25 protein-coding genes are annotated in these 26,967 nt (G+C 45.6%); 11 read left to right on the top strand and 14 right to left on the bottom strand.

What is annotated here, in order from left to right; genetic code table 11:
• The first annotated feature begins 22 nt into the window (after positions 1 to 22).
• Positions 23 to 916 carry an oxygen-dependent tRNA uridine(34) hydroxylase TrhO gene (gene trhO, locus KAI37_RS11605; RefSeq protein WP_220031306.1) on the top strand — a complete coding sequence of 298 codons (894 nt, stop codon included), beginning with the start codon at positions 23 to 25 and terminating at the stop codon, positions 914 to 916.
• Between the two features lie 209 nt (positions 917 to 1,125).
• The gene (locus KAI37_RS11600) at positions 1,126 to 2,052 is read left to right on the top strand and encodes an AEC family transporter (protein WP_076294600.1); all 927 of its coding nucleotides are present in this window, start codon (positions 1,126 to 1,128) and stop codon (positions 2,050 to 2,052) included.
• A 17-nt stretch (positions 2,053 to 2,069) separates the two neighbouring features.
• Here the strand turns inward: KAI37_RS11600 and KAI37_RS11595 are convergent, their stop codons facing one another.
• A complete protein-coding gene (locus tag KAI37_RS11595) occupies positions 2,070 to 2,849 on the bottom strand; it encodes an ABC transporter ATP-binding protein (RefSeq protein ID WP_023988473.1) in 780 nt (259 codons plus the stop codon).
• Between the two features lie 195 nt (positions 2,850 to 3,044).
• Positions 3,045 to 3,593 (bottom strand): CGNR zinc finger domain-containing protein, encoded by a 549-nt coding sequence (locus KAI37_RS11590; RefSeq protein ID WP_076294601.1) that lies wholly within the window; start codon positions 3,591 to 3,593, stop codon positions 3,045 to 3,047.
• 138 nt (positions 3,594 to 3,731) lie between these two features.
• Between KAI37_RS11590 and KAI37_RS11585 the strand changes: the two genes are divergently transcribed.
• Complete coding sequence (locus KAI37_RS11585) at positions 3,732 to 4,214, top strand: DinB family protein (protein ID WP_076294602.1); 483 nt, start codon at positions 3,732 to 3,734, stop codon at positions 4,212 to 4,214.
• Between the two features lie 158 nt (positions 4,215 to 4,372).
• Here the strand turns inward: KAI37_RS11585 and KAI37_RS11580 are convergent, their stop codons facing one another.
• Complete coding sequence (locus KAI37_RS11580; protein WP_220031305.1) at positions 4,373 to 5,236, bottom strand: YheC/YheD family protein; 864 nt, start codon at positions 5,234 to 5,236, stop codon at positions 4,373 to 4,375.
• Positions 5,237 to 5,443: 207 nt separating this feature from the next.
• Between KAI37_RS11580 and KAI37_RS11575 the strand changes: the two genes are divergently transcribed.
• Entirely contained in the window at positions 5,444 to 6,280 is an 837-nt protein-coding gene (locus tag KAI37_RS11575) for a DUF6492 family protein (protein WP_076294603.1), read from the top strand.
• Positions 6,281 to 6,341: 61 nt separating this feature from the next.
• Positions 6,342 to 7,685 carry a sugar phosphate nucleotidyltransferase gene (locus tag KAI37_RS11570; RefSeq protein ID WP_220031304.1) on the top strand — a complete coding sequence of 448 codons (1,344 nt, stop codon included), beginning with the start codon at positions 6,342 to 6,344 and terminating at the stop codon, positions 7,683 to 7,685.
• A gap of 128 nt (positions 7,686 to 7,813) precedes the next feature.
• On the opposite strand, the gene KAI37_RS11565 is transcribed toward KAI37_RS11570, so the two are convergent.
• Positions 7,814 to 8,557: a succinylglutamate desuccinylase/aspartoacylase family protein gene (locus KAI37_RS11565; RefSeq protein WP_220031303.1), complete on the bottom strand. Its 744-nt coding sequence runs from the start codon at positions 8,555 to 8,557 to the stop codon at positions 7,814 to 7,816.
• A 5-nt stretch (positions 8,558 to 8,562) separates the two neighbouring features.
• The gene (locus tag KAI37_RS11560; protein WP_076294606.1) at positions 8,563 to 9,597 is read right to left on the bottom strand and encodes a glycosyltransferase family 4 protein; all 1,035 of its coding nucleotides are present in this window, start codon (positions 9,595 to 9,597) and stop codon (positions 8,563 to 8,565) included.
• A 353-nt stretch (positions 9,598 to 9,950) separates the two neighbouring features.
• Here KAI37_RS11560 and KAI37_RS11555 point away from each other — a divergent pair, with 353 nt between their 5' ends.
• Positions 9,951 to 10,424 (top strand): C40 family peptidase, encoded by a 474-nt coding sequence (locus KAI37_RS11555; protein WP_025721127.1) that lies wholly within the window; start codon positions 9,951 to 9,953, stop codon positions 10,422 to 10,424.
• Between the two features lie 82 nt (positions 10,425 to 10,506).
• Here the strand turns inward: KAI37_RS11555 and KAI37_RS11550 are convergent, their stop codons facing one another.
• Positions 10,507 to 11,883, bottom strand: a complete 1,377-nt coding sequence (locus tag KAI37_RS11550; protein WP_220031302.1) for a sensor histidine kinase — start codon at positions 11,881 to 11,883, stop codon at positions 10,507 to 10,509.
• Positions 11,880 to 12,593 carry a response regulator transcription factor gene (locus KAI37_RS11545; protein WP_076294608.1) on the bottom strand — a complete coding sequence of 238 codons (714 nt, stop codon included), beginning with the start codon at positions 12,591 to 12,593 and terminating at the stop codon, positions 11,880 to 11,882. Before KAI37_RS11545 ends, KAI37_RS11550 begins: the two co-directional genes overlap by 4 nt.
• A 108-nt stretch (positions 12,594 to 12,701) precedes the next feature.
• Here KAI37_RS11545 and KAI37_RS11540 point away from each other — a divergent pair, with 108 nt between their 5' ends.
• Positions 12,702 to 13,391 carry an undecaprenyl-diphosphatase gene (locus tag KAI37_RS11540; protein WP_481856602.1) on the top strand — a complete coding sequence of 230 codons (690 nt, stop codon included), beginning with the start codon at positions 12,702 to 12,704 and terminating at the stop codon, positions 13,389 to 13,391.
• A 41-nt stretch (positions 13,392 to 13,432) separates the two neighbouring features.
• Here KAI37_RS11540 and KAI37_RS11535 read toward each other — a convergent pair whose 3' ends face one another.
• The 3 genes from KAI37_RS11535 to KAI37_RS11525 form a co-directional block, all read right to left on the bottom strand.
• On the bottom strand, positions 13,433 to 14,107 hold the full coding sequence (locus KAI37_RS11535) for a phosphatase PAP2 family protein (protein WP_220031300.1): 675 nt from the start codon (positions 14,105 to 14,107) through the stop codon (positions 13,433 to 13,435).
• Between the two features lie 486 nt (positions 14,108 to 14,593).
• The gene (yidC, locus tag KAI37_RS11530; RefSeq protein ID WP_220031299.1) at positions 14,594 to 15,427 is read right to left on the bottom strand and encodes a membrane protein insertase YidC; all 834 of its coding nucleotides are present in this window, start codon (positions 15,425 to 15,427) and stop codon (positions 14,594 to 14,596) included.
• Positions 15,393 to 15,722 (bottom strand): hypothetical protein, encoded by a 330-nt coding sequence (locus tag KAI37_RS11525; RefSeq protein ID WP_223830783.1) that lies wholly within the window; start codon positions 15,720 to 15,722, stop codon positions 15,393 to 15,395. Before KAI37_RS11525 ends, yidC begins: the two co-directional genes overlap by 35 nt.
• A gap of 221 nt (positions 15,723 to 15,943) precedes the next feature.
• Between KAI37_RS11525 and KAI37_RS11520 the strand changes: the two genes are divergently transcribed.
• Complete coding sequence (locus KAI37_RS11520) at positions 15,944 to 17,299, top strand: outer membrane protein assembly factor BamB family protein (RefSeq protein ID WP_220031298.1); 1,356 nt, start codon at positions 15,944 to 15,946, stop codon at positions 17,297 to 17,299.
• A 43-nt stretch (positions 17,300 to 17,342) separates the two neighbouring features.
• On the opposite strand, the gene nadA is transcribed toward KAI37_RS11520, so the two are convergent.
• The gene (gene nadA, locus KAI37_RS11515; RefSeq protein WP_220031297.1) at positions 17,343 to 18,449 is read right to left on the bottom strand and encodes a quinolinate synthase NadA; all 1,107 of its coding nucleotides are present in this window, start codon (positions 18,447 to 18,449) and stop codon (positions 17,343 to 17,345) included.
• A 166-nt stretch (positions 18,450 to 18,615) separates the two neighbouring features.
• On the opposite strand from nadA, the gene KAI37_RS11510 reads away from it, so the two are divergent.
• Together KAI37_RS11510 and KAI37_RS11505 are read left to right on the top strand one after the other, a co-directional pair.
• Entirely contained in the window at positions 18,616 to 19,770 is a 1,155-nt protein-coding gene (locus KAI37_RS11510) for an IscS subfamily cysteine desulfurase (protein ID WP_220031296.1), read from the top strand.
• Positions 19,767 to 20,306, top strand: a complete 540-nt coding sequence (locus KAI37_RS11505) for a transcription repressor NadR (protein WP_220031295.1) — start codon at positions 19,767 to 19,769, stop codon at positions 20,304 to 20,306. The genes KAI37_RS11510 and KAI37_RS11505 overlap by 4 nt, the downstream gene beginning before the upstream one ends.
• A 133-nt stretch (positions 20,307 to 20,439) precedes the next feature.
• On the opposite strand, the gene greA is transcribed toward KAI37_RS11505, so the two are convergent.
• On the bottom strand, positions 20,440 to 20,919 hold the full coding sequence (greA, locus tag KAI37_RS11500; RefSeq protein ID WP_013310174.1) for a transcription elongation factor GreA: 480 nt from the start codon (positions 20,917 to 20,919) through the stop codon (positions 20,440 to 20,442).
• A 367-nt stretch (positions 20,920 to 21,286) separates the two neighbouring features.
• Here greA and KAI37_RS11495 point away from each other — a divergent pair, with 367 nt between their 5' ends.
• Entirely contained in the window at positions 21,287 to 21,640 is a 354-nt protein-coding gene (locus tag KAI37_RS11495) for a hypothetical protein (RefSeq protein ID WP_220031294.1), read from the top strand.
• A gap of 240 nt (positions 21,641 to 21,880) precedes the next feature.
• Here KAI37_RS11495 and KAI37_RS11490 read toward each other — a convergent pair whose 3' ends face one another.
• Both KAI37_RS11490 and KAI37_RS11485 read right to left on the bottom strand, forming a co-directional pair.
• Positions 21,881 to 24,916 carry an endonuclease gene (locus tag KAI37_RS11490; protein ID WP_220031293.1) on the bottom strand — a complete coding sequence of 1,012 codons (3,036 nt, stop codon included), beginning with the start codon at positions 24,914 to 24,916 and terminating at the stop codon, positions 21,881 to 21,883.
• A gap of 99 nt (positions 24,917 to 25,015) precedes the next feature.
• Positions 25,016 to 26,917: a serine hydrolase domain-containing protein gene (locus KAI37_RS11485; protein ID WP_220031292.1), complete on the bottom strand. Its 1,902-nt coding sequence runs from the start codon at positions 26,915 to 26,917 to the stop codon at positions 25,016 to 25,018.
• Between the last annotated feature and the right edge of the window lie 50 nt (positions 26,918 to 26,967).

Genomic DNA, 26,967 nt, shown 5'->3' with positions numbered 1-26,967 from the left:
TTGAATCAGAGGGTGATTTTACGTGTGTGAACATGCTTATCGAATTTTGTTGTTTTACAAATATGTCAACATTGAAGATCCTGCCACCTTTACGGCAGAGCATCTAGCTTACTGCAAGGAGCTGGGCGTCAAGGGAAGAATCTTGATTGCTGCGGAAGGAATCAACGGAACACTGTCTGGTACAGTAGAGCAAACGGAGCAATATATGCGTGATTTGCGCGCCAATCCGAAATTCCACGATATCGTTATTAAAATAGATGAGTCTGACGGTCATGCGTTCAAGAAAATATTTGTACGCCATCGTCAGGAGCTTGTTACGCTGCGTCATGAAGATGAGCTGGACCCTAATGAAATTAGCGGTAAGCGTCTGTCACCAAAGGAGTTTTATGAACAGCTTCAAGATGAAGATGTAGTTGTTCTGGACGGGCGTAATGACTATGAATATGACATCGGTCATTTCCGTGGGGCTATTCGCCCCGAAGTCGAATCGTTCCGTGAATTTCCACAATGGATTCGCGACAATATGACTCAGTTCAAAGACAAGAAAATCCTGACGTACTGCACCGGAGGTATCCGTTGCGAAAAGTTGTCCGGTCTTCTGATCAAAGAAGGATTTAACGATGTAGGCCAGTTGGATGGCGGCATTGTGACTTACAGCAAGGACCCGGAAGTACAAGGACGTCTGTTTGACGGTAAATGCTACGTGTTTGACGAACGAATCTCGATTCCGATCAATCATACGGATGAGGACGTCATTGTCGGCAAGTGCTTCCATTGTGAAACGCCGAACGATCATTATATCAACTGCCCGGTGTGCAATCTCCAGCATATCGTATGTCCGGATTGCGAAGAACAGCATCAGCACTATTGCTCTGACGATTGCCGAACCAAAGCGGAAACCGTGGCTACTGCATAAATCAGCAGCATCATTGGTTTATTATAATAAAGGGGATGCCCTATTAGCCGTTCTTCATGGCTGTGGGCATCCCTTTTGTTGTTTTCACAATAAGTGTCGAAAGCTTCATAGTATATACCTATGACCTTGATTGTATTTTGATCTTGGACGGGCTCGAAAGTAGCGTCTTATAATGGAAAATGTCATTACAGAAAGGATGGGTGGAATTCATGATTCAAATCGTACTTTCAACTCTATTATCCGTTATCGTTCCGCTGTCCATTCCGGTGATCGTCGGATTTTTACTCGGCAAATTCATGAAGCTGGAAACGAAACCGCTCTCGACTTTGTATTTATATTTTTTAAGCCCCGCAATGATTCTGGACACGCTACTCAAAGCACAGCTTTCCTGGCATGATGTGGCGCAGACTGCCGCTTTTTCAATATTGAACCTACTGCTGTTGTGGGGAATTGCACAATTAGCGGGGAAAATCTTTAGACTGAGCACCCCGGAAACGGCTGGACTTACCTTAATCTCCACGCTGACCAATAGTGCAAATTATGGTCTGCCCCTTATTTTACTTGCCTTTGGACAGCTCGGTCTGGATAAAGCCTCCGTGTATGTCGTCATCCAGATGATTATGGTCAATACCATTGGCGTTTACTTTGCAGCTCGCTCTGAATTTTCTGTTCAAAGTGCTGTTAAGTCGGTGTTTTCACTTCCTGCGATCTATGCAGCTCTACTTGCCATGGGATTGCGGTTGCTGGACTGGCATCTTCCCTCAGGGATTCAGTCAGGCGTCTCGATGATTGCTGCTGCCTATTCTCCGGTCGTGCTGGCGATCCTTGGTACCCAGATGGCTTATGTGAAAATATTAAAGCTGGAGTCGTCTATTAAAAAAGCCAGCTACGCTGGACTAACAATTCGGCTACTGATCTCCCCGCTTGCGGCTTGTCTTGCTATGCTGATACTCGGAATTTCAGGCCTTTTGTTCTCCGTTCTCTTCATTCTGGCCTCGATGCCGGTTGCTGTGAATGCTGTCATTTTAGCAGAAAAATTTAATGCATCGCCAAAATTGGTTTCCACCTGCATCCTGTGGAGCACGCTTGCCTCATTCCTGATTTTGCCTATTCTGATTATGTTGGTAGCAGGTTAGCGAGAAAAAAAGACTCTCTACACCATAGAGAGCCATGCGCGATTCTGTCTCCATTCTACTTGCACAGGCGTTTCAAAAAAAGCACTAAGCGTTTCACTGCTTAGAATATCAGTCGTTTTACCTTTGGCAAATACCGTGCCCCGGCGGATTAAAATCGTATGCGTGTACATCGGTAGAATTTCTTCGATATGATGTGTAACATACAGTAAATTCGGCGAAGCCGGCGACTCCGATAACTGGCGAACGCTATCCAGCAATGCTTCCCGGGAGAAAAAGTCCAAACCATTACACGCCTCATCCAAAATCAGTAGTTTGGGCGAGGCCATTAATGCGCGGGCGATAAGCACTTTTTGCTTTTCTCCCTGTGAGCATCCCTGATACAACCGATCCACGAGATGAGCACACCCCAGTTGGGTCATAAGCTGAACGGCCTGTTCATAATCTGTATCCGTCGTCTGATCATAAAGTCCAATGGAGGCAAATTTGCCACTAATGACAACATCCTGCGTACGCTGACTCCCATTAATTCTTTCCTGTAAAGAGGAACTGACCCAACCGATAGATTTGCGCAGTTCCCTCAGATCTACATCTCCAAAGGTATGGCCCAATACACCGACACTACCTGTGGTTGGCCATATGTAACCGTTAATCATATTGAGCATCGTTGTTTTACCTGACCCATTCAAGCCGAGTACAGCCCAGTGCTCTCCCTCAGCTACCTGCCAATTGATTTGGTCCAGTATGGTGCGGTTATCTCTCTTCCAGCTTACATTGTTAAGTTCAATGACAGAATTCATGGCTGTACATCCTTTCTATTCGTCGTATCATCAGATGTTTATACGCATAGTAAAGATCATCGTTAGTACGTCTAGCTTCTCTTTCATGTAAGCATAGCATAGGGAAACAGGTTGTTCAATTTTAAATAACCCACTCCATTGTTCATATAGGAGTGGGCTCAACATGTACTGCACATGTAAATTCTCTCGCTTCACCTACTTTTTCTTACGTTCGCGAAAACGGCGTACTTTCATCAAATTACCACACATTTTATCGTCGCAAAACCGCTTTGACCGATTTCGGGTATCATCGTAAAATACCCATCGGCAATCTTTATTATCGCAAATACGAATTCTGGAGCCGCCGCTATTGACGAATGCCTGGGCAAAATCGGCTACCACCTCTGCCAGCACTTTTTTCCAACCAATTGCCACGGGTTCCAGCACAATCTTGAAATGCTCATCCTGTTGCTTTAATAAGCGAGTAACCGGCCCCCCTTCCATCATCTTCCGGTTAATCTTATCCACTAGATCAGACGTCATTTGTCCGCCGGATGACAGGTGCTCAGCGAAACTGCGCAATTCCCGCCGGAGAATTTGCATTTCTTCGATATCTTCTGCACTGGCTGGGACCGGAGCGGAAAATTGCCACTGTATGAGAAAGTCATTTTGCCATTCCGGCTTCAACAACCGATCTTCTGAACGCCCGCTACCTCTCCAGTCATGCCATTCGCTGTTTACAAAATCAGTCCAAAGTGTATTCAAAAGAGTTCCCCCTACCGCCTGTAACCACTAAAATCATTTTAACTGGTTGCAAATCTTATTTTGTCATGCTACATTATTAATTGTAACGATTTATTCTACATTTAGCTAGTTACATCCCTACAAAAGGAGTTGGGTTAGGTGAGCCGAGATCGAGTAAATATGCTGGTATTGCAAAGAGAAAATTCATGGGATAAGGAAGAATGGATTGTTCCTCTTGCCGCAGCACTTCACGGTGTGAATACACAGGAAGCCACTTGGACACCACCAGGTGGAGGAAACACGATTTGGCAAACGGTTCGTCACATTAATTATTACAATGAGCGTATTTTGAGACGTTTAACTGACCGGCCTGTAAGCTCAACTGGAATAAGCAACGATGAGACATTCGGTCCGGTGGGGAATGCTGAGGACCATGTAGGATGGCAGAAGACACTGAAAGAAGCAGAAGCTCTTGTAAACCAACTGCTTGTGGCCATTACTGCTTTGACTGATGCTGATCTGGATAAGCCTTTCGGTTCCGAAACTCTCGGTGCAGAATTATCGCGGTGGACGCTGCACGATGCATATCATAGTGGACAAATCGTACTTATACGTAAACAACTGGGTACTTGGCGCGTTTAAAAATGAATATCCTAATTAAAAGAACCAGCAGATTTTCATCAGAGTTTTTAGAACAAAAAAGATAAATTTTTTTTAAAAATAGGCAATAAAAAAGGATGAATTATGAAATATTCATCCTTTTTTCTGTATTAGCTGCTGGCAATGAAGCAATCTACTGGTCAAGATATTTTTTCTTTTTTTGAATCTTTAATTTCATTCTTATTTTTATCTTTACTCTTATCTTTATTCTTGTCTTTATTTGTATCTTTGCTTGGGACGGAGACTTTCCTTTTTTCATTAGCCAGTCGCCAATAGCTTAACACTTTACGGTACATGGACTTATCTGTTAATTGGTTAAAAATATATGGGTCCGGCTTCGTATTCACCTCAATAATCCACGGGATAAAGCGATGATCCAGTCCAATATCCACACCAATTTGCCGGAAATTCGGATATGTTTTTTGTAGTTGTTTGGCGATGGTAAGACCAAGTTCATTTAGTTTCTTGACCAGTTCCGCCTGTTTGCTTTGCGATAAATGGGATTTTAGTAACTGCTCCAAGGCCATCGGCTTACCACCACTATGATAGTTAGTCACGATTTTACGGGGATGACCAAGACGTCCAATAATTCCGGTAGACTCCCATAGCCCTTTTTCATTACGCTGCACCATGACCCGAATATCAAAATAACGCATTTGATGGCGTAGTAAATGGATCCCCTTTTGAATGAGATAACTTTTCTTCCCCGTATGTTTCGATAGGCTGGTATATAGTGCATCCAAATGTTTAAATTCTTGACGCGTTTCCTCATATTGATAGGCGAAACGCTGGCCGGCCTCCTGCTCTACTCTCATTACACCTTTACCAAAGGTACCTCGCTCGGGTTTTACATAGACCATACCGTATTTCTCCAGCATTGACTTCAAATTTGCTTTGTTATATTTGCGAGTTTCTGGTACATAAGGTTTGATGCTGCCATGCTGGAGCAACAATTGGGTTTTATGCCATTTGCTGCGCAACGCCTGCGCTTGTGAAGAATTCACTTGCCCCTCTCCTCTCTACTCTCAGGTAGAACGCTCCTGTTAAAAAAGATCAATCTATCGTATGCGCTAACTCCCCATTCGAAGCTTCATCAGCCCTGTCCTGCATAGAAATGGACGTTTGACCTTGCCCGGTCGAAAACGCCTGTCCAAGCATACGATATTGGAGACGCTGGGAGCGTATATTTGCACATATAGGGAGTGAATAACATGTCAGCGCAATCGGATGGGCCACGAGAGGGTTCCCTTACAATCGATGTTCTGATTCCCGCAATTGAAAAAGATATTGCCACACTACCGCTGGTGATTGACAGTCTGCGCCGTCACGTGCAGCACCGAATTGGAACTATTTATATCGTCTCACCGCAAAGCACCGGGATTCGCCGTCTGTGCGTAAACAAGAAATGTACATTTATAGACGAAAAAACGGTGCTGCCCATCACCAAAAAACATATTCATTACGGAACAACGCGCTGGGACCGCTCAGGCTGGCTGTATCAACAATTGCTCAAAATGAATGGCGACAAAATCAGTAAAGCCTCTTTTTTTCTCGTCATTGACGCGGACACGATTTTGATTCGTCCACATACGTTCCGTAAAGACGGAAAAACGATTTTTTACTACCGCAGTTGGAGCCAGCCTGAGTATTTTCGCACCCATCACAAGTTGATGGGCGTTAAAGCGCCCTCACCAAAGTCCTTTGTTACTCACTATATGCTTTTTGAAAAAGCACGGCTTACCCAGCTCAAGCAAGTTATCGAGGCCCGGCATGGAAAACCTTGGTACAACGCAATTATCCACAGTATAGACCGGACAAAACAGTTTGGGTTTTCCGAATATGAAACGTATGCCAACTATTTATACAGCAATCAACCCTCTCGGATGATTTTGCGCAAGTCATTGAATAAAGCGCTTCATAGTCGGGCTTCTTCCCTGTCGCAAAAACAATTGGATGTCTTGGCCAAGAGCTATCGTTCCTTATCTTTTCATCAACGCAAGGTGTACCAGCTTACTCCAAAAACAAAGATTGAATCATCGCTAAAATAGTTCTTAAAATCCTGCAAAATGATGCAGTCCAAATGGATCTGCATTGAAGGAGGAAACGTCCGTGCGCATCGTATTGTTATGCGGTGGTGCCGGAAAACGGCTATGGCCACTATCCAACGAAATCCGGTCGAAGCTGTTTCTCCGGTTGTTGTCCGCTCCTGACGGGCGAAAGGAATCTATGCTCAGCCGGGTGTACCGTCAGCTCACCTTAGCCGGGCTGGATTCCTCAGCCCTGCTTCTGGCTCATCGGAGTCAGGTAAATCTAGCCTTTCGCCATACAGAAGGTCGTCTGCCCGTTCTAGGCGAACCTGCCAAACGGGGAACCTTCACCGCAGCTGCACTGGCGGCTGCTTATTTTCACACCAGAGGCACGGGGCTGGATGAAGTTCTCTGCATTGCTCCAGCGGACATGTTTGCAGGGGAGGATTTCTTCCATAGCATAGCAGCGCTCTCCGGCTTATTGCTTGAGAGCGGAGCCGATCTGGCTATGCTTGGGACAAGGCCTACTCATCCCTCCGACCAATACGGCTATGTCGTTCCGGGTCTGCAAATGATACGGGAAGGGAAAACTTCTTATGCGCAAGTTGCTCGCTTCACAGAAAAACCGGATCTCTCCGGGGCACAACAGCTTATTCATCAGGGTGCGCTGTGGAACTGTGGTGTTTACGCTTTTACATTACGGTATATGCTGTCCTGTATGGAGCGAAGTTATTTGCCGCTGAACGATAAAGCATTATGCGCAATGTATGATAGCCTCCCGGTTCGCAGTTTCGACGAGGAGATTGCAGAGCGTGCCGAACATGCCATCGTCCTGCCCTACGATGGCGAATGGCATGACATCGGCAACTGGCAGGCTCTAACAGAGCAGCTAAGCAGCCAAGTGATCGGGCGTGGACAGATTAGTGGACAGACTCATGGCACGCACATCGTCAATGAGCTACCCTATCCAATTCATGTCATTGGCGTGGAAGATATTATTGCTGCTGCGAGTCCCGACGGCATTCTCATTGCGTCCAAGAGCCATGCCCACGTAATCAAGGAGCAGCTAGGTAAACTTCAACTTCACCCCATGCATGGTGAAACCTCTTGGGGTAGTTACCGGGTGCTGGACGAATTTGATCATCGGAGTCTGAATGATATACTGGCCATACGGCTGACGGTACTGCCAGATCACCGCTTGAATGGCCGTCTTCACGGCAGTGGACTTAAAGTATGGACGATCGTGTCCGGCCGGGGAGAGGTTATGCTGAACGGAGAACGTTTTGCTGCCGCAAGCGGCTCTGTATTTAGCATTCCGGTTGATACGTATCACACAATCCGTGCCGATCTGGATACACCACTGGAGCTGATTGAGGTACGTCTGGGGAACAGCTTGGTGAATGCCTTCTATAAATCCGAGGCCTGACAACACATAGATCAGGATTTTGCAAAATCCTCAGATATAACATCAGCACGCTACGGATTCTGAACGAAGGTCGCACATAAAAAATCGCTCCTGAGCAAGGTGAAAAAATCCTTGCTCCAGAAGCGATTTTATTTTGTAATGCTATATTTTCTTAAGGTAACAGCTCTAACCTTAGCAGATAAATATACCTCGTTGGTCTTGACTATTCCGGCTTCTTTTAAAAAATGCCGGACGATCTCCAACTGATAGTGTATGCGTACTTTTTTGGGCAGGCTCCAACCCGTTTCCACCGTAACCGCACGTGCACCTAAAATACGGGCTGCAGCAGTGCGGGAGGAACCTGGAAGCTCATGCAGCCGAATATTGAAATGTCGGTCGCTCACCTGGATAGAGCGATTCATTCGCTTAATAATCCGACGAACCGTAGGAACCACCGGATTGGCCTTGTTGGTGATTAGCGTTTGACCAAGCACCTTGGCATCCTTTTGTGACAATCCGTTAGCCTCATGCAAGTCGAGATACCATTCAGGTTGATGCTTTTGTGTTAATTTGAATAGAGCAGCGGAAAGTGGTTGTGTTGCCAGCTGCTTTTTTTTGTGCGGAAAGGTTCGATTAAGATCAGGTATTCCTCTAATCCGTTTGCGGTAAGCCTCTTGATTTACAATCGGTACAATTATAAGCTTACCCTGGCTAAATCGCAGTTTTTGCTGATTCAAAAGCTTTACCAGTTTCTCAGCAGCTCGTATGCTTGCTATTTCTTTACCATGTATCCCCGCCACCACCATCACACACGGACCATTCTGTCCCCCTGTAGCTATATAATAAGGAGTTGCCCAAGAGCCCTTTCCGAGCATATATCGTTTGACCTGCATCCCCTTCACCTCCGTATAGACTGCCGTTGTCCTCTCTTTTGTTCTCGCCGACGGATGATTTCACGGTATAGTCTTAAGTAGTTACTGGTCATCTGTTTGTTGGTAAATCTTTGAGTCACATACAAACGCAGCTTCGCTGGTGACGGGTAGTTTTTTTGCTGTGCTTTTCGTGCCATTTGGCTAACCGATTTGCAAATCAACTGTGGAAAGCCCGATAGCACCTCGGGAACGGAGCCGTTTTTTAATGCCAGCACCGGTGTTCCACAAGCCATGGCCTCAACCATAACGAGTCCAAATGGCTCTTCCCACAGTGTCGGGAACAACAGACACTCTGCATGTTTCAGCAATTTCTGTTTCTGTTCGCCTCCAACTGCCCCCACATAGCGTATATTCGGATTGCGCTGAATTCGTTTCTGAATTTCTTTACGGAAAAATTCTGGTGCTTTGATAGGACCTGCAATAAGCAGTTTTTTTCCTGTTCGTTCTGCAACCTGAATGGCCTGCAATACACCTTTATTTCGTATAATTCTGCCCATGAACAGCAAGTAGCCGCGCTTCTCACTGCTGAACTCGTATTCATGTGTGTTGATACCGTTATAGATATAAAACCCTTTGCCCCTGCCCATCAGCTGACGTGCTCGTTTACTGACATATACCGGGTTTTTACCGTGTCTCTTCACTGGAAGATGAACGGTGCATACTGATGGACAAGGCAGCTTCCTACGCCCTACAGCAGAACGAAAGGTATGGTCATGAATGATGTGTGTGTCGGAAGGCATATGCCGGAGTACATATTGGGGGATCTGACTATGTTTCAAACCCTTGGGATAGGTAATCAACCGCGCACTGCTCCTGCTCCCAAGAGCGGCAAAAAGAGATACATGATGCCCTCGTCTCACCAATTCCTCAGTTAATTCATGCACGACCTTTTCCGTTCCGCCCTTGTTGGAGGGTACCGGCTGTGCATCTGGATAGTTGGAAATGACCTGAACAATGGTTAGACGCCGTTTTTTGAGTGCTTTATTCTGCTTTGAAGCCATACGAATTCCCCTTCCTGACCGGAAATACGGTGTGATCCTTACAATGTCAACGGGAATCAGAGCATACTCCCGTACAAGTTATAAATTGTAGTATATAGGTATGTATATTTTGCGTGATTGCTTGTGCCAATCATCTGCAAGTCGCTTTTTGTCATACGAGCCTATCTATAAGTGGAGTCTGTACAATTTGTCAAGCCAAAATTAAGGAGAAAATTCTCATCGTTTTCTAATAAATGACGACAAAGCGTTGGGGTAACAGGTTTGTAACCATGAGTGGTAAATTCCGGATATTTTATTTGTGTTATTGTCATTTCAGGACATCAACACAATACGAATAACGGAGGAATTTATATATGAAACATACTTCTAAAAAATTGTGGATGGGTATTTGCTTTACTATGACTTTGGCATTGAGCGCAGGGAGCTTCGTCGTTGGACCAGCCACCACTCATGCTGCTTCGGCAAGTAAAGCTGATCGGATTATTTCTAAAGGCTCCCAGTTTATGGGCGTGCGTTATGAGCATGGAGCTCCAGCTGGCAATACAAGCTCTTTTGACTGCTCTTCATTCACTCAATATGTATTTGGACAAAATGGTATCAAGCTTCCACGTTCGTCCAGACAGCAATCAACCGTTGGCACTTTCGTACCGCGTAGTCAGCTAAAAAAAGGCGATTTGGTCTTTTTCTATGCACCAATTCATCATGTAGCCATTTACATGGGAAACGGCAAAATTCTGCATACGTATGGTAAAGGCGGCGTAACGGTTACAGATCTAAATTCGGGATGGTGGAGTCGCAATTACACAACAGCACGTCGTGTCCTTTAGCATAAATTTTAGATAATTCCCATCCACCGAATGCTTAACTTACAAGTAACAATAAAAAGGGCTGTTCCGCGAGTAGATATTACTACTCGCGGGACAGCCTTTCCTGTTGTCTTTGGGGCAGCGTGACGTTGACTACTGTTCCTTCTCCTTCTACGCTCTCCATGCGTATCGTACCCTGATGGGCGTCTGTAATTGCCTTGGCAATTGGCAACCCCAGCCCGGTTCCTCCGGTTTTACGATGTCTGGAGCTATCTACCCGATAAAATCGTTCAAAGACCCGCTTGATCTCGCCCTCAGGTACTCCGATCCCATAATCCTTAACCTGGATATACACATCCTTTTCATCTGTAGATAACCCTATTTCGATCTCATCCGAGCTGTATTTTAATGCATTATCCAGCAGGATCACTAGCAACTGCTTCATTTTCGTCAGGTTGGCATCCAGCCAAATTTCTTTCTCTTCTGTTAAAATAGAAATTTGACGATCATGTACAGGCTTGAGATGCGCTACTACCTGTTGACAACAACCGATCATTTCGATCCGCTCATGCGGCTCAGGGTCTTTCTGCTGTGAGGAGGCAAGAGTCAGCAACTGCTGTGTCATCGTACGCATTCGCTGAGTTTCTTCATAGATCGACTCAATGGATTCCTTACGAATCTCCTCATCACGCGTCCCCCAGCGCCGCAGCATGTTGGCATAGCCCTCAATAATCATAAGTGTCGTATTCAGCTCATGTGAGGCATCTGAAACAAACTGCTGCTGACTCTGAAAGCTTTCTTCTAGTCTCTCCATCATTCGGTTAAAAGTAGCGGTCATTTGGGACAATTCATCTTGATTGTGACCACCAACGGGGATTTTTTTAAATTTCAAGCTTCTTTCAATTTCCTGCATCGTTTGAATACTACTGGAAATCGGCAGCAATATGGCATTCGCCAAAATCGTACTCCCTACCAAACTTAGCAACATAGCCCCTACAGTCGATGTGATGAGAATCGTATATAAAATATCAAGATTGGTTTCAAGTGCATCCCATTTTTCCACGATCTCCAGCGTCCCCTTCTGATTGCCCTCCAGAGAAAGCACAGGCAGATGGATAACCAGAATTTTATGGCCCTGTACATCTGTCAGTTGAGAGCTTTGAGAAGTGTTAAAACGTATATCGCCCAGCTTAAAGCGGGACTGGCGACTTACTTCATACAAAAGTCGGGATTGCTGATCAAATACCCTCAGAATAGTATCTCCAGAAAGCTCATCTTTCAGTTTGGGACCCCATGCATTCTTCAGAATCATCGTGGGTCCGGTTTTGGCAATGATTTCAGTCCACTTATTTTGCAGCACTTCTCTTTCATTTCGCGTAGCGATTTTGACGAACAATAGATGAACCGTGACATCCACAAACAGAAGTATTGATATCACTAAAATAGAACTGAGCAGGGTGATTTTGGTCCGCAGCTTCAATGTTCTTCCTCCCTGATGCAGTACCCCACACCACGTACGGTTTTAATCAATTTCTTTTTGTATCCATGATCAATTTTTTTGCGAACATATCGGATATACACATCTACGACATTCGTATCACCGACAAAATCAAACCCCCACACGTTCTGAATCATTTGATCCCTCTGCAATACCTGATTTTTGTGTTCCATCAGATAGAGGAGCAGATCATATTCTTTGGGCGTCAGTTCGATTCGATTTCCTTCGCGCACCACTGACCTGGTCTTGCGTTCCAACACCAGACTATCCACTTGGAGCCTAGACGGCGGCTTATCCTCTTCTTGTAAAGCGGTAGCTGTTGGCTCCATTTGATGCCTCATACTGGCCCGCATCCGCGCTAATAACTCCTCGATCTCAAAAGGTTTCGTAATGTAATCGTTGGCACCTTCATCCAGACCTGAAACCTTGTCAGGAGTCGTGTTACGTGCAGTAACCATAATTACTGGTGTATGATTGTCCACTTTTCGAATCTGCTTCAGTACCTCGACCCCGTTCATCTCCGGCAGCATTACATCCAGTATGATGATATCCCATGTACCTGCTAGAGCTTTTTCCAATCCTTCTCTGCCCGTCTGTGCGATTTCAACTGCATATCCTTCATGGGATAACTCCAACTGAAGCAATCTGGATATCTTCTCTTCATCATCAATGACCAGCACCGACTTTTCCATCGCAAAACCACCTATTTTCTATAGAAAAAACAAATGAGTAATGGGAATGACATTCATTTTTTATTTGATTTTAAGCTTTTATCTGTGTAGTCGCTCTATAATATAACTTTGTTATTCAATTTTTTGATGTTAAGGAGTAATTTATTCATGTTAATTAATGTAGACTATGCTTTATTTCACTGGATCAATGAACTGGCTAATTCCCTCGCCTTTTTGAATGAAACCATGCGTTTCTTGGCGCAATATGCACCATATTTATTCGGAATGGCTTTGCTGATTTACTGGTTCACTTTTAAAATGCCGCATCGGATGATGGTTTTAGAAGCCGTTATAACGGTTTGTATCGGCTTTGTAATTAGTTGGGGCCTTGGACATTTGTTTTACAGAGATCGGCCTTTTGTCGAACATTCAGTCATTCAGCTTATTCATCATGATCCTAATGCTTCATTCCCGAGTAACCATGCACTTGGAGCGTTTGCTCTGGCTGCCATTTTATGGCTTCATCATCAAAAATTTCGTGTTCTCTGGGTTATCTTAGCTGTACTCATCGCAGTATCCCGCGTGTGGACCGGAGTTCATTACCCCTCGGATATTTTGGCAGGTGCGCTTATTGGTGCAGGTTGTGCCGTCGGCGTTCATCAATTCATTCGAAGCCGGAAGCTTCCTGGCATCTTCATGCAGGCGGCTATTATATTTTATGAAAAATGGGAGCAGAAGCTGGGGCTCAAGCCTGGTGAACAGGCCAGAACTAAGATGACTGAACACACTTCCTCTGTCCAAATGAAAAGCAGACGCTAAAGCGTCTGCTTTTTTATAAGCTTCATTATTTATGCTACCTGTTATGTTGTCGATTGGGAGCGAAGTGGCAACATTCGTCGTTCTTCGTACCGCTGATAAAACCAAATACAAGCCGCCATCCAGCAGCCACTCATAAAATATCCACCCACAACGTCGCTCGGATAATGTACGCCCAAATAAATGCGGCTCGTTCCGATTGTTACAATCAGTAGACTGCTGAGCACAATAAGAAGGATACGCCCCAGCCTAGAAGGAACATGCTTCCACACTAAAAATGTCAGCGCAGCGTACATGCTGAAAGCTGTCATGGAATGTCCACTCGGAAAGCTGTATCCATTCTCTTCAATAATACGGTTAATCTCCGGTCTCGCACGCTGAAAAAGCAATTTCAGTATCGTATTCAGCATTACCGATCCCAACACACCAACCGCCAAAAAAAGCAGTTCTCTGCGGTGTCCCAATACTCTATAGAGCACGAACATGACAATTAAAATGATGATCATAACTGGAATCCCGCTGCCGATTATGGTGAAAAATTTCATTAGACGGGTCATAGCGGGCGACTCCATCTGTCCAATAGCCGTAATAATTTTCTGGTCAAAATACCGTATTTGATGGTCGCTCACCCATAATGCGATTAAGCCAAAACCGAGCGCACATACTATACATGTGAGCAGTGCTAAGGAAATGGGCAGCTTTGTTGGTGTTTGCTTCATTTTCTATAGTTCCTCCATAATATTCTTTGCGTGATAAAACAAAGTGTAGCATTAGCTTACGTATATATCTTACTTTACCCATTTTTCTGTTATCATTTCATTCAAAGACTAGGTGCATCCTCCACATATTGAAACTCCTTTTTTAGAAAAGGTCGGGATCGGGCGCCCATGAGGCATCCCTGTTGGTATATAGCCCGGTGCTTTTTGCACGCTTCTCATGCAATAGCATCCGTCCTCCCTTATTGGATTATCATACCATTCTATGGACGTGGTTGGAGTTCTCATAAAGCCTCTCCCAACTTTAAGAATCATTTTATAATATAAGGATTTCATATTGACTACAAAATCACAAGCGGAATGTAGTGAAAAAGCAGTATCAAAAAAGGACGCCATTCTAAGCCTTATAAACGGCTCGAATGACATCCTATGATTACACGTGGCATACTACAAGCGCAATTCCCAAGTTAAACAAATATCATCTTCTATTTAGGTTGGTGTGACTTCTCCAAGTTTAACCTTACTCTCTGCTTCCTCTATTGGATAGCGTCTGCGGAACCACAGCGACTGAAGCAGCAAAAAGGTGCCGCTTACTGTCCAATATAATGGCATGGCAGAAGGGGCATTAAAGGAAAAGACCGCCATCATAATCGGTGAAAGATAGCCCATGATCGCAAATTGCTTGCGCTGGTCAGGCGTCATCTGAAGCTGAGAAAGCTTGGCCTGTGCCAAGTATACAACTGCGACGACGATTGCCAAAATCCAGTCCGGCTGTCCGAGCCGGAACCATAGGAAGGAGTGAGACGCCAGCTCCGGGGTTAAGCGGATTGCAGTGTACATACCGCTCAAGATCGGGAGCTGAATGAGAATAGGCAGACAACCAATATTAAGCGGATTGAATTGATGCTCTTTATAAAGCGACATCATTTCCTGCTGCATACTCTGCTGGCTGGTGGTATCTTTCTTGTTTTCATACTTCTTCTTAATTCGGTCCAAGTCGGGCTGCATGGCGCTCATCTTACGCTTCATCCCCTGCTGGGCACGCGTTTGACGCATCATAAGAGGCAGTAAGGCCAGCCGGACAATGAATGTCAAAGTCATAATCGCCAGCCCAAAGCTTCCACCAAACCATTGCGCCAATTGCTGTATAAGCCAAGAAAGCGGGAACACCACGTAATGATTAAAAAATCCGGGTGTCTGTGCATTTATCTCTGCAGCATTCGCACCACAACCAGACAGTAGCATGACCACCGCCAACGCTACCATTAATCCAAATATCCGTTCTTTTTCACCCCAAAAGGTGAATCCCTTGAATCGTTTCATATGTTCCTCCTCGTTGATTGGCTGTGCCATCGTTCAACGAGGGAGAACAATCGGATGCATCTTCATCCGGCGCTTCCTTACGCCGGATATGTCGGGCCAGCCGGACAGGCATGTCCTGTCCACGGGCAGACATCGGCATCTGTGGAGAAGCATGAGACCTTACGGGCCCACCTTCGACCCAGCATTCGGGTACATTGCCGTGCAAATGAGCGAGATATGTATAAGTCACTGTGCACAGCAAGCCGATTGTAAATAAATAAGGGAGTAGGTCCTGGAGCTCAAACAAGGGATTCACCTCCTTTGGTTTGTTGTTACAATTATAGCACGAAAACCGAACAAGCGACTAATCTTTAATTAGAGATACAAGTTGGAACACAAGCAACTGAATTTAAGTATGTATGCTAAACAATCGAAACGAAAACACAACATGAAACTTTTGGATTCATTTACAGTCTAATCAAAGGTAACTTTCTGTAAAACCTTACCCCCTATTAACCATTAAAGGAGCCAACGCGTATGAGAAAAATGATACACAGCACATTGTTTACAGGATTGGCGTTAGCCAGCATTGGGTTGCCCTTAATCAGCGATGGATTCACTGAAAAGGCAAGTGCAGAGCAATCTGCAGTCTCCATGAGTAACGCCTCTTATAGCACCACAATCCAGGCACCTGTGATCAAACCTTCCTGGTCTTTTCCCGTTATCCCAATCGATAGAAACCGATATCCAGATCAGGCGGTAGCAATAGCGGAAAACGGTAAGGTATTCGCGGTTGACTCGAACCATAGACTGGTTGCCCTTGAGGCCAGTTCGGGTCGGAAATTGTGGCAATATGGTGATCAGCTTACCCCTGTTTTAACATACAACAAAGGTATCATCTACGGAATGACACGAAGCGGTTCTATCTATGCCGTTACAGAAGCTGGCAAGAAAGTGTGGTCCACTCCGCTGGGATTTACTGAAGCATATGGTATTCAGCGCATTGGTCCAACTATATATATTATGCAATCGGTGCAAACGGCTGCCATTGATGCTGTCAGTGGCAAGGTGAAGTGGAAAATCAGTGAGGATAAGAACTCATACAGTGGTTTGGGCGAAATAATGGAAACTGACGGTGTGCTTATCCGCAACTATAATGTACAGGGCAGCCTGACCTTTGAACAGATTAATGCCTATGACGCTAAAACCGGCAAAAAGCTTTGGGACAGCTTCAGAAGTTCTTTTCCGCTGGCCGTTAAAGACGGGATCGTCTACTCTGTTGCCAATACGTTTATGATTGATGATGACCCCGTAAATCATAAAGTTACGATAGCACAATACGACCTCAAAACAGGTAAATCCAAAGGAGATCGTCAGTACCGATGGACTGAGACTGAAAATAAAGATGGCACTTTCCAATCTGGAGGCATATACGGTTCTGCTTTTTTGTACGGAAAAGACCTTTATGTCTTTCAGGGAAAGATACTAGCTTCCTATGACTTCTGGAACTATAAACCAGACAGCAAACCTGCTCGCAAGTGGTCGCAAGATAGCTATGAACAACTCTCCTCTTTATCTTCCATCCATGAAGGTCGCATATTCTATCAAGATTTTAGTACATCCAGACTGACTGCTATGAAGCTGTCCTCAGGTCAATTCATTCATTACGGCGGAGATAATCCGACCGTTCAAGCTGAAGTATTCGGTAAAGGAGTCTATGTCGGGCAATCGGATGGTGTATTCCATGGCTATGACCTGATGACCTTGAAGCCCGTGTTTACTGTCAACACAGGCTCACGTTCCTTCGGTCCGACGCTCAAATCCGGCGGAATGATATTTATTCAAAGCGGAAACCGTCTACATGCTGTTAAGCTCCCTGCTGCTTTAAAATAAGGCCAAAAATTTCAAGCAGCAATCTCTCAGAAAAGGCAAAAGGTTAACGGATAGCAAGCATACGATTCAGTGCCAGTACAGCATCCTGTCTGACCTGAGCATCCACACGAATCACACCCACAGGCTCTCCCCGATCAATCTGCTCCATTGCCCACAGCAAATGCGGAAGATCGATCCGATTCATGGTCAAGCAGGGACACATATCAGGATTGAGTGATTCAATCTGCTGTTCAGGGTACTGCTGCTTGATTCGTTGCACGAGATTCATCTCTGTGCCGACGGCCCATTGGGTCCCCGGCTCTGCCGTGCGAATTGTATCGATGATAAATTTTGTGGAGCCAGCGCAATCTGCGAGCTGCACGACTTCGTAAGAGCATTCGGGGTGAACGATGACCCGGACGTTCTTATCACGCTCACGAACGTTGCGAATATGATCTACCGTGAATTTTTCATGTACTGAACAGTGCCCTTTCCATAAAATAATTTTTACGGTTGCCGGGTCCTGTTCAGTCTCCAGCTGATCGGTCATGGGATTCCACACGGCCATTTCATCCAGCAGAATTCCAAGATCGTAAGCTGTATTGCGGCCCAAATGCTGATCCGGCAAAAACAAAATACGTTCCTTTTGCTTCAGCGCCCATTCCAGCACTTGTTTGGCATTCGAAGAGGTCACGGTAGCCCCGCCATGCCGTCCTACAAAGGCTTTGATCTCTGCTGTGGAGTTTACATACGTTAACGGAATGATCGTATCTCCTACCAACTCCTGTAAATGTTTCCACGCTCGTTCTGTCTGCTCCATGTTCGCCATATCTGCCATTGAGCAGCCTGCGCGCATATCCGGCAGTACAACGGTTTGTCGATCAGTAGTCAGCATATCCGCTGTCTCCGCCATAAAATGAACCCCACAAAATACAATAAACTCCGCTTCCTGATTTTGTGCAGCCATTTGAGCAAGCTGTAGAGAATCTCCTGTTATATCAGCAAACTGAATAACCTCGTCCTTCTGATAGTGATGGCCCGGTATGAGCAGCTTGGGTCCCCATTTTTGTTTCAGCTCGGCCACTCGCTGCTCCATGTCAGCAACCGTCAGTGTCTTATAATGCTCTGGCATAAGCCCTCGATTTCCTTGTAAAACGTCAAGCATAGACATTAGAATCCCTCCATATTGATGCGGCTGATCGTTCCCGCTCTCACGAACAGATAACCGCTTTGTGTACATACATGTTTACAAGTGTCTTGACACTTATATTTACACATGCCTACAATAATCTCAAGAGTTTTTGAATGGAATTATTTTTAAGCAGGGAGGAATTGCTGTGATTTATCTGGACTATGCCGCTTCCACACCTATGTGTGACGAAGCTTTAAATATGTATAACGTATTAAATAAGGAAATGTTCGGAAATGCCAGCAGCCTCCATGATGCAGGCGGTCAAGCAACCTACGCGCTGGATTACAGCAGGCAACGGATGGCGAATATAATTGGCGGGCAAAAGGAAGGCATCTATTTTACAACCGGGGGAACAGAATCCAATATGTTGATTGTGCAATCGATTTTGAGCGGGTTGCCGCAGCATAAAAAGCATTGGATCATGAGCGCTTTGGAACATCACTCGATGTACAACCTTGCTACTTTGCTGGAACGGCAGGGTTATGAACTGACCATTGTGCAACCGGATCGGGAAGGACGAATGACTCGCGAAGCTCTTTTACCTCACCTGAGAGAAAACACCGGACTTGTATCTGTACAACACGCCAATTCGGAAACGGGACTGGTTCAGGACCTTGCTGCCTTATCTCCCCTGCTACGCGAACGGGGTATTTTGCTGCACAGTGATGCGGTACAGACATTTGGGAATATTCTCGTAGATGTAGAAGCCATGGGAGTAGATGCACTCTCTATATCGAGCCATAAAGTGTATGGCCCCAAAGGTGTCGGTGCTGCATATCTCAAACCCGGAACCCCGTGGCGTCCCGTGTACCCTGATACGCTACATGAAAACGGATTTCGTCCTGGAACGGTTAATGTTCCCGGGATTGCAGCCTTTGTCGCGGCGGCAGAAATGATGACCGAACAGATGGAGTCGCATCAGGAGCGATATGCTAACCTGAGAAGACACTTTATTACGAAAATTCAGGAAAGATCCATTCCGTTACGTTGGGTCGTACAGGAAAGCGAGAATAAAGCTGTGCTTCATCATATAGTAGGATGTTTTTTTCACGGTTACGAGGGACAATATGTTATGCTGGAATGTAATCGCAGAGGTGTCTGTTTATCAACCGGAAGCGCATGTGCTGCCGGACACCACGATCCTTCGCCTGCCTTACAAGCGCTTGGAGCATCCGACCGTGAAGCATTACAATTTATCCGTATTTCTTTCGGAAGGGCAACCACCATCGAGGAATTGAATGTACTGGTAGATATTTTGACAGACCTGACGCATCGACAAGAAAGGAGCTTATCCCGTTGACTGAATCTTTAAAGCGGTCAGGTACGGATCGCCGCGAACAGCTGCTGTTGTGGCTGAAGAGCGAATCACCGCTGACCGGGAGCGAACTGGCACGCAGATCATCCGTTTCCAGACAAGTAATTGTACAGGATATTTCCCTGTTAAAAGCAAGCCAAGAGCCTATCCTTGCAACGAGTCAAGGATATATTTATATGGAGCCTTCGGGTCAGACAGCCCCCTTAGCCTCACGTATTATTGTGTGTAAACATCGACCTGAACAGACAGAAGAGGAACTAAAGCTGATTGTGGACTACGGTGTAAGTGTGCAGGATGTTATTGTTGAGCATCCGGTATACGGGGATCTGACTGCTCCGATACGGGTTGGAACTCGCAAGGAAGTGGATGATTTTATCCGTAAAATCAGTTCCACCCAGGCCACTTATTTGTCCCAGCTGACGGGAGGCATCCACCTGCATACCTTGAATGCCTCGGATGAAGATAAAATTAATGATGCCTGCGCTGCATTGGAGCAAGCAGGCTTCCTGATGACGGACTAACTTAGTGCGCTATAGCGGAGTAAAGAAAATCCTGTCCAGTATGTGGAGTGCAACTGTGCTCCACATGGACGGTATGTAAGTAGCGAGAAATAAAAAAATCCCGGCCCCCTCATATAAGGGAATCGGGAATGAACTATGTGAGCTTAATTTCAAGCAACTCATATTTGATTACAGCCATAGGTGCATCCACATGAATGATACTGCCCACTTCTTTCCCCAAAAGTGCCTTGCCTAAAGGACTCTCATAGGAAATTTTGTTATCCAGGACATCCGCCTCAGCAGGACTTACAATTTTGTATTCCATCTTCTCCGAAAATTCGATGTCATTCAGAATGACAGTCGATCCGATACTAACGGTCCTAAGGTCTAAATTACTCTCGTCCACGACCCGGGCTTTGGTCAGCATCTTCTCCAATATGAGAATGCGGGTTTCCATAAATGCTTGGTCGTCCTTGGCTGAGTGATACTCACTATTTTCCTTCAAATCGCCGTAGCTGATAGCCAACTTAAGCCGTTCGGCTAGCTCCTTACGTTTTACGGTCTTCAGTTCCTTAAGCTCATCCTCCAGCTTGGCCAATCCCTCTTTAGTTAACAATACTTCTTCATTCGACATATTTTATCTACAACTCCTATTTCAGCATTTGCTTAATTCCAATTCAACGCTCAAAAATACAATAAACGAACTAAACCGTTTCGGTCTAAACATTGCTGATTGGAAACGCTCTTGGGATGTATGCAAATTGCTCATTTGGCTTGCTTTATTGTAGTTTACTCTAAATCGGACCAACATGCGAAATAAATTACTGGATAATAGTAGCCAACTACCTTCAGCCAAGGTGATTCTTATAGTAACCAATGCTCTCTTATTCGCATATCGTATGATCATAACGTATATTGATGAGCACGTGTAGTGCCACTGTCCTTGTCCCGAATTTTCATAAAGACCAGGCAAGAACAGTATATGGCGGGAGGAAGATTCGATGGCTTCCTTAGGAAAGAATGGGAATGGGAATGGGAATGGGAATCGTAAATCCAAATCCCCCCCCAACGGTCAAAAGAAAAATGGATTAAACAGTAATTCGGCTATCTTTTCTGCTCTTCAAGGAAAAAATGTGGAGGTCTTAGTGGCAGCCCTCCTACTAACAGGAAAACTAAACGTCGATTCCGTGACTTTATACAGACAAGCAACATTGTTTTTGGGACTCACTGGAAAATACAAAACACTAGCATCTACTCCTTCCAATGTCGATAATATGGTAAAATTTTTAAATGATAATGGAAATATGACACTTGATCAAGTGATACAGGCCTTTTCACAGAAAGTAAACAATTAACAAGTGGCGAAAGGAGATATTTGTGGTGAGTGAGTTTGATGGAGAATATTTTGCAGAGGTTGTCATTATTGTGATTCTAGTTGCCATGTTCTTCTATGGCTCCTCAGATATAGAGGGACTTTCCGCTTCGCCAACCCAATCCTAAATGATAATTCCCGCTTCGTAAAAAATAAAAAAGCATCTATAGACTCTCACGAGGTCAATAGATGCTCTTACTTTTTAACGGCCCATCATTTCTACTTAATGCCCCTTTACTTCCACGCTTATCGTTTGACTACTAACTTCTCCTGAAGCATTGACTAGCTCGGCCCGATACTCGTATGTACCCGGCTTTTGATTTTGGATGTTGGTGACTGCGCTTTGAGCCTGCGGGCTTTGGCTTGGCAGATCCTGGGCGTCGATCAGTTCTCCATTTTCATATAAGTTGTATTTTGTCGCATTCGTGCCCCACCACATGTTCATTGTAAGGGTGTAGGTGCCGTCACCATCCCAATTGTCATCAGACAGCACTGGAATGCCAGGGGAAGCATCGGTCACTTCGACAGTTAACGAGTCGCTGGTCGTTTTACCAGAAGCGTTGATCAGTTCTGCAGTATACGTGTAGGTACCATTGGTCTTGCCTGTAACAGGAATGACTGCATGCTGTGCTCCAGGGGAAGCGGCTTGCAACGATTGGGTGCCAATCAGCTTGTCGTTTTCATACAACTTGAGTTCATCACCATTCGTACCCCACCACAGATTCATGGTGATGTTGTAGTTGCCATCCTTCAGTCCAGTGTCCTGCCCGTTATCATGCGACAGCACAGGTTTTCCCGGCACTTCACCTACAGCAGTCTTTTCGACTCTAACGGTTACAGGATTGGATACCACTGTTTGACCGTCCAAGGTGACGCTGGCTGTAATCTCCGCGCTCCCCTCTTTTAGGGCCTTAAGTTCTCCATACGTATCCAGCGAAACGGATTCATGACTGCTGATATACTGAACAGAAGCGCGGCTTAAATCAGCTTCGCTGCCATCTGTCAGCGTACCCTTGAGATGTGTCGCTGCCGTATCCCCAATGTTGAGGGTCGTTTGATCCAGTGAAAGCTCTACTTCCTGCAAAGCTGCGCCTGCCTGAGCTGAAAAATCATCCAGTCCACGCGGTTTTAACTGATAATTCCCTTTGAAAATCGCCGAAATTCCCTTTAGTTTCACTTGCTGTCCTTCTTGATATGGAAAAGATGTCCGTGTTACGCCTGTACGTGCATCGACGCGCACATGGTGACTTACTTCACCAGATACTGCATCAAATTCAAACGAACCTACGGGAGTCGCGTCTATCACATTACGAATAATTGCCGTTGGAAGCTCAACCAATTGTCCTTGGTTCGCATCACTGAGTTCGGTGACTTGTACAGCTTCTGGAAGTTGTCCTTCTCCCGTTTTTTCAATTACCACTGGATCGGTTAACTCTAGCTCACTATTATACAGTGCCAAGCTTGCTGTAAGCTTTACTCGATCACCTCGGTGAAAGCCACTTTGGTTCTGATATACATAAATCCCACCACTTTCATCCTGCATGTAAAAGGCTTGACCACCGAATGCACCTGGTTCTGTCGTCACAACACCCTCTACGGTTACGGCTTTGCCAGCCGGGAGACTCCGTGCTTCTGCGACACTAATACGAGCTGGAACCGTATTGCCTTCCTCAGGCAATGGCTGGGCCGGGACATCAGCCAGCACGACGGATTGGGTCAGCAGATTGCTGCCGTTTTGCCTCAGTCTAAGATTAGCTGAACCACTGGTTCCCGGCTTGATCCGCACCGTCAAGTCCTTATAGGCATGCCCTTTGCCGTTGGACTCCAGACTAAATGTTCCGCTATAGCCGTATGTGGTTGGCCAGCTTCCATCCGGATTTTGAATCTGGGCTACTTGATTGCCGCCCGCTACGTAAATACCTGTGCTGAATCCGCTAATCGTGCTGTTGGGAGCCAGTTGGTCGGCAGTAACTCGAATTTGAAAAGGCTGTGCATTGGGCAGCTCCTCTTGACGAACGATGCTGTACACTGGTTGCGCACTGTCTGTAGGTCCGCCATAGGACCCTGCTTTGAATGTTTGCTGATCCCACCATTTGTAGCCAGCTGCGGGAGCGGACCAAGGCTCGGCTTGTGGTTCCGTGGAAGCCTGTGGCTCTTCAAAAGGCAGTAATGCCGTCGGCTGGTCCAGTTGTAAGCTGTTCACTTCCGTCAGGCTGGTATACTCCTCCTTGTTGGACAACCAGTCTACGATATTGACCAGTAACACAGCGTCATCTTGCTCCTTAAAGCCGTCATACGTTGTCTTCTTGGTTCCTGTCTCTTCGCGCAAATATTTTGGCGTTGCATCTTCGACAGGAGACGAGTCCCCAATGAAAGCAGCTTTGCCTAGTCCTACTTTCGATACAGCTGCATAAGGTCCTTCTGGAATGCCGCCTCCGTTATAAACGCCCTGATCTACCGCGTTGCCCCAAGCCTGATTGGTTTTAGGAAGATATACGATTCCCTTGGCTTTCGCTGGGTCGATAATCGCGAGTGTTGATCCTGCATGCATTGCCACATTACTCACTCCAGCTGTAATGCCGAACGCCTGCGCTGGCTCGACAATCTGATTGGCTGTGATATCGCCTAATGCATTGTAGCGAAAGCGCACACCAAACTGGCTGCCCAGCCAATCTGAGCTGACTACGCCCTGCATCGCTGCTGAGCTTTTTTCTTCCGCACTCATTCCCTTCGCAGGGTCTTCCCATGCACCACGACGGTAGCCATTAATGCTCTCCGATCCGTCCCAGCGATTCTTGTTGCGGTCCGCGTTATAATGATCTCCAATGAAAAAAATACTATTGCCTGCTTTTACATACTGCTCCATTGCAGCCTGTTCGCTCTGTTTAAAAGGAATATTTGGCTCTGCCGTAACAAATACATCATAATTCTTTAGATCATTGTAAGTAATAGGCGTAGATTGGCGAAGCTCGTGTACATCATAGCCATTGCTCGCGAGGGCTTGGCCGAAGTCTGAAAATCCACCATCAATCACCCAATCTGCTGCGCCAGCTGTCTGTCCATGTGTATTATCAAACAGCACTTTTTTACCAGCGTTCTCATTGACCACTTTCGCAGCAATGAAGGGAGCTGGGTCCGCCGGACCTTCTGCCCGTACCGGTTGTATGCTGCCCGCAACACCAGCGTACAACGATAAAGTGAAAACCATAGCAGTTGCGTATTTGAAGCTACGGGATGTAAAGCGACGAAAGATTCCCATTATTCTCCTCCTGTTTGTTGGTTTAAAGCCCCTCTGGGGGGCATCAGATACAAATTTTAGCATTCATTTATGTTCGAATATGCATTGTTTTGTAAATCTTTAGGAATAATGAATAGGAAGTAAATTCCAATAAAAGAGATACACCGTATGCAGCAATGTGAGTACCGCAAATAGGATTTTCCCAGCAGCCCGGGGTCTCCTTTCCCCTGTAATCAGCTTTGCGCCATTCACGATCAATACCCATACAGCAATGAGAGCTGAAATGAGCGGTAACGTGCAAATTCCCCAGATATACCAGGCGGAATAGCCATACACTATCTGATTGTTACCATAGATGACCTGTACCCCGAGAAAAATCGAATTTAGTGACGCAATGAATGCAAGGTTGGATGAAATGTGATTATTCGTTTTACGGATATCTCTGATCACATATCTTACGATCCAAATCAGCAAAGTTGTGATAAAAAATAAGGAGGCGGCAGCGTAGCTGACAAGCAGAGTCCAGGTACGGTGCCAAAGTGTCGTCTGCTTCATGGTCTTACTATCTGGGGCAACCATCATCCAAGTACCGTTTTCCTGATACAGCAAAATTTTAAGCTGGCCCCCCTTTTCCACAAACAATCCACCACCTGCTGCTTGAAACACTTTGTCTGTTGCTTCATTCTCATTTGGGTGTTTTCCTCTAACAATTAACGTATGATCATTTTGAATTCGCACGGTGTATGTAATGCTTCCCAGTATCCGAATCCATTTTCCCCAACCATGAACAGGATTAGAATCCACCTGATATACGCCCTCGATCTCTGGCGAAAGTTTCACTTGTGTGGAAGAGCGAGCTAGTGACTGCGAAACGGCCTGCGGCTCTGAGGGCAGCATTTGGGCTATCGCATTGATGACTTTTCCATGAAGCAGGGTGTCCGTGTCAGCTGAATTAATGATCACAAAAATACCGATCTTTTGAGACGGAATCAATACCATTTCAGAAATAAAATCATCAATTTCCCCGGTAGCCCACAGCATAGGTACTCCCGTCTCCAAATGACCACGAAAAAATCCGTAGCCCACGCCATCCAGGCGTGCATCGACTGCAAATTGCTGCGCATGCATCACTTTTACCGTATGTGGCTGGAGCACCACTTTGCCCTCATACTTGCCTTCGTTTAAATGAGTGATCAGATAATGGGAAAACTCGTTGGGTGTGACATTCAACGCTCCTGCTCCCGGCAGATTGATATACGACAAAGGCTGTTTCAAATACGCTCCATCCTTCCACTGATACGACTGGGCCATTGCAGGATGATTTAACGGCAATTCCAGTGTCGCGCTGGGCATATTCATCGGCTGGAACAGATGTGTACGGAGATAATCATTCAGGCCCTGACCGCTTACTTGCTCCACGATATTACCGATCAGACCGTAGGCGACATTGCTGTAATCATACTGAATTCCAGGTTTGCGGATGGGAGGCTGATTTTGAAAATACGTGCTGAGATACTGCTCTGTGGGCAAAACGCCTGCCCGAGTCGAGCTGTTAATGTTGTACAGCGCTTCATCCAATCCCGAGGTATGTGTCAAAAGCTGATGCAAATTGAAAGGCTGGTTTTGGTATTGCGTAACTTTATAGCTGTGGAGATAGCTGTTCACGTCTTCATTCAAATCAAGCTTGTTTTGCTCAACCAGCTGCATCGTGGCGCTTGCACTAAATGATTTGGTTAGAGAGCCGACACGAACAATGGTCTTTGCTGGATCGAATGCCGCTTTCCGCTCCAGATCTGCATATCCATAACCTTTACTAAAAAGGATTTGGTTTTCCTGAGTCACGACGACTGCAGCCCCCGGAATATGCAATTTTTCCAATTCTGTACTCATGATATTGTCCACTGTTTTTTCCAATGAATCAGGTGTTATGCTGTCTGTTGCCCATGCCGAAGCAATGAGCAGGTTCGAGAGAAATAACGCTGCTAAAAAAGCGGATAGGTAGCAAATGCCTTTATTCTTCATATTGAAGTACCATCCTTACGTATGAAGTTGATTTAATGATTTGAACCGTG

It is taken from the genome of Paenibacillus sp. S25 (assembly GCF_019454085.1).
Lineage (GTDB): Bacteria > Bacillota > Bacilli > Paenibacillales > Paenibacillaceae > Paenibacillus > Paenibacillus polymyxa_B.
The sequence above is the reverse complement of the archived record's forward strand: the minus strand, read 5'-3'. Positions and strand labels throughout refer to the sequence as shown.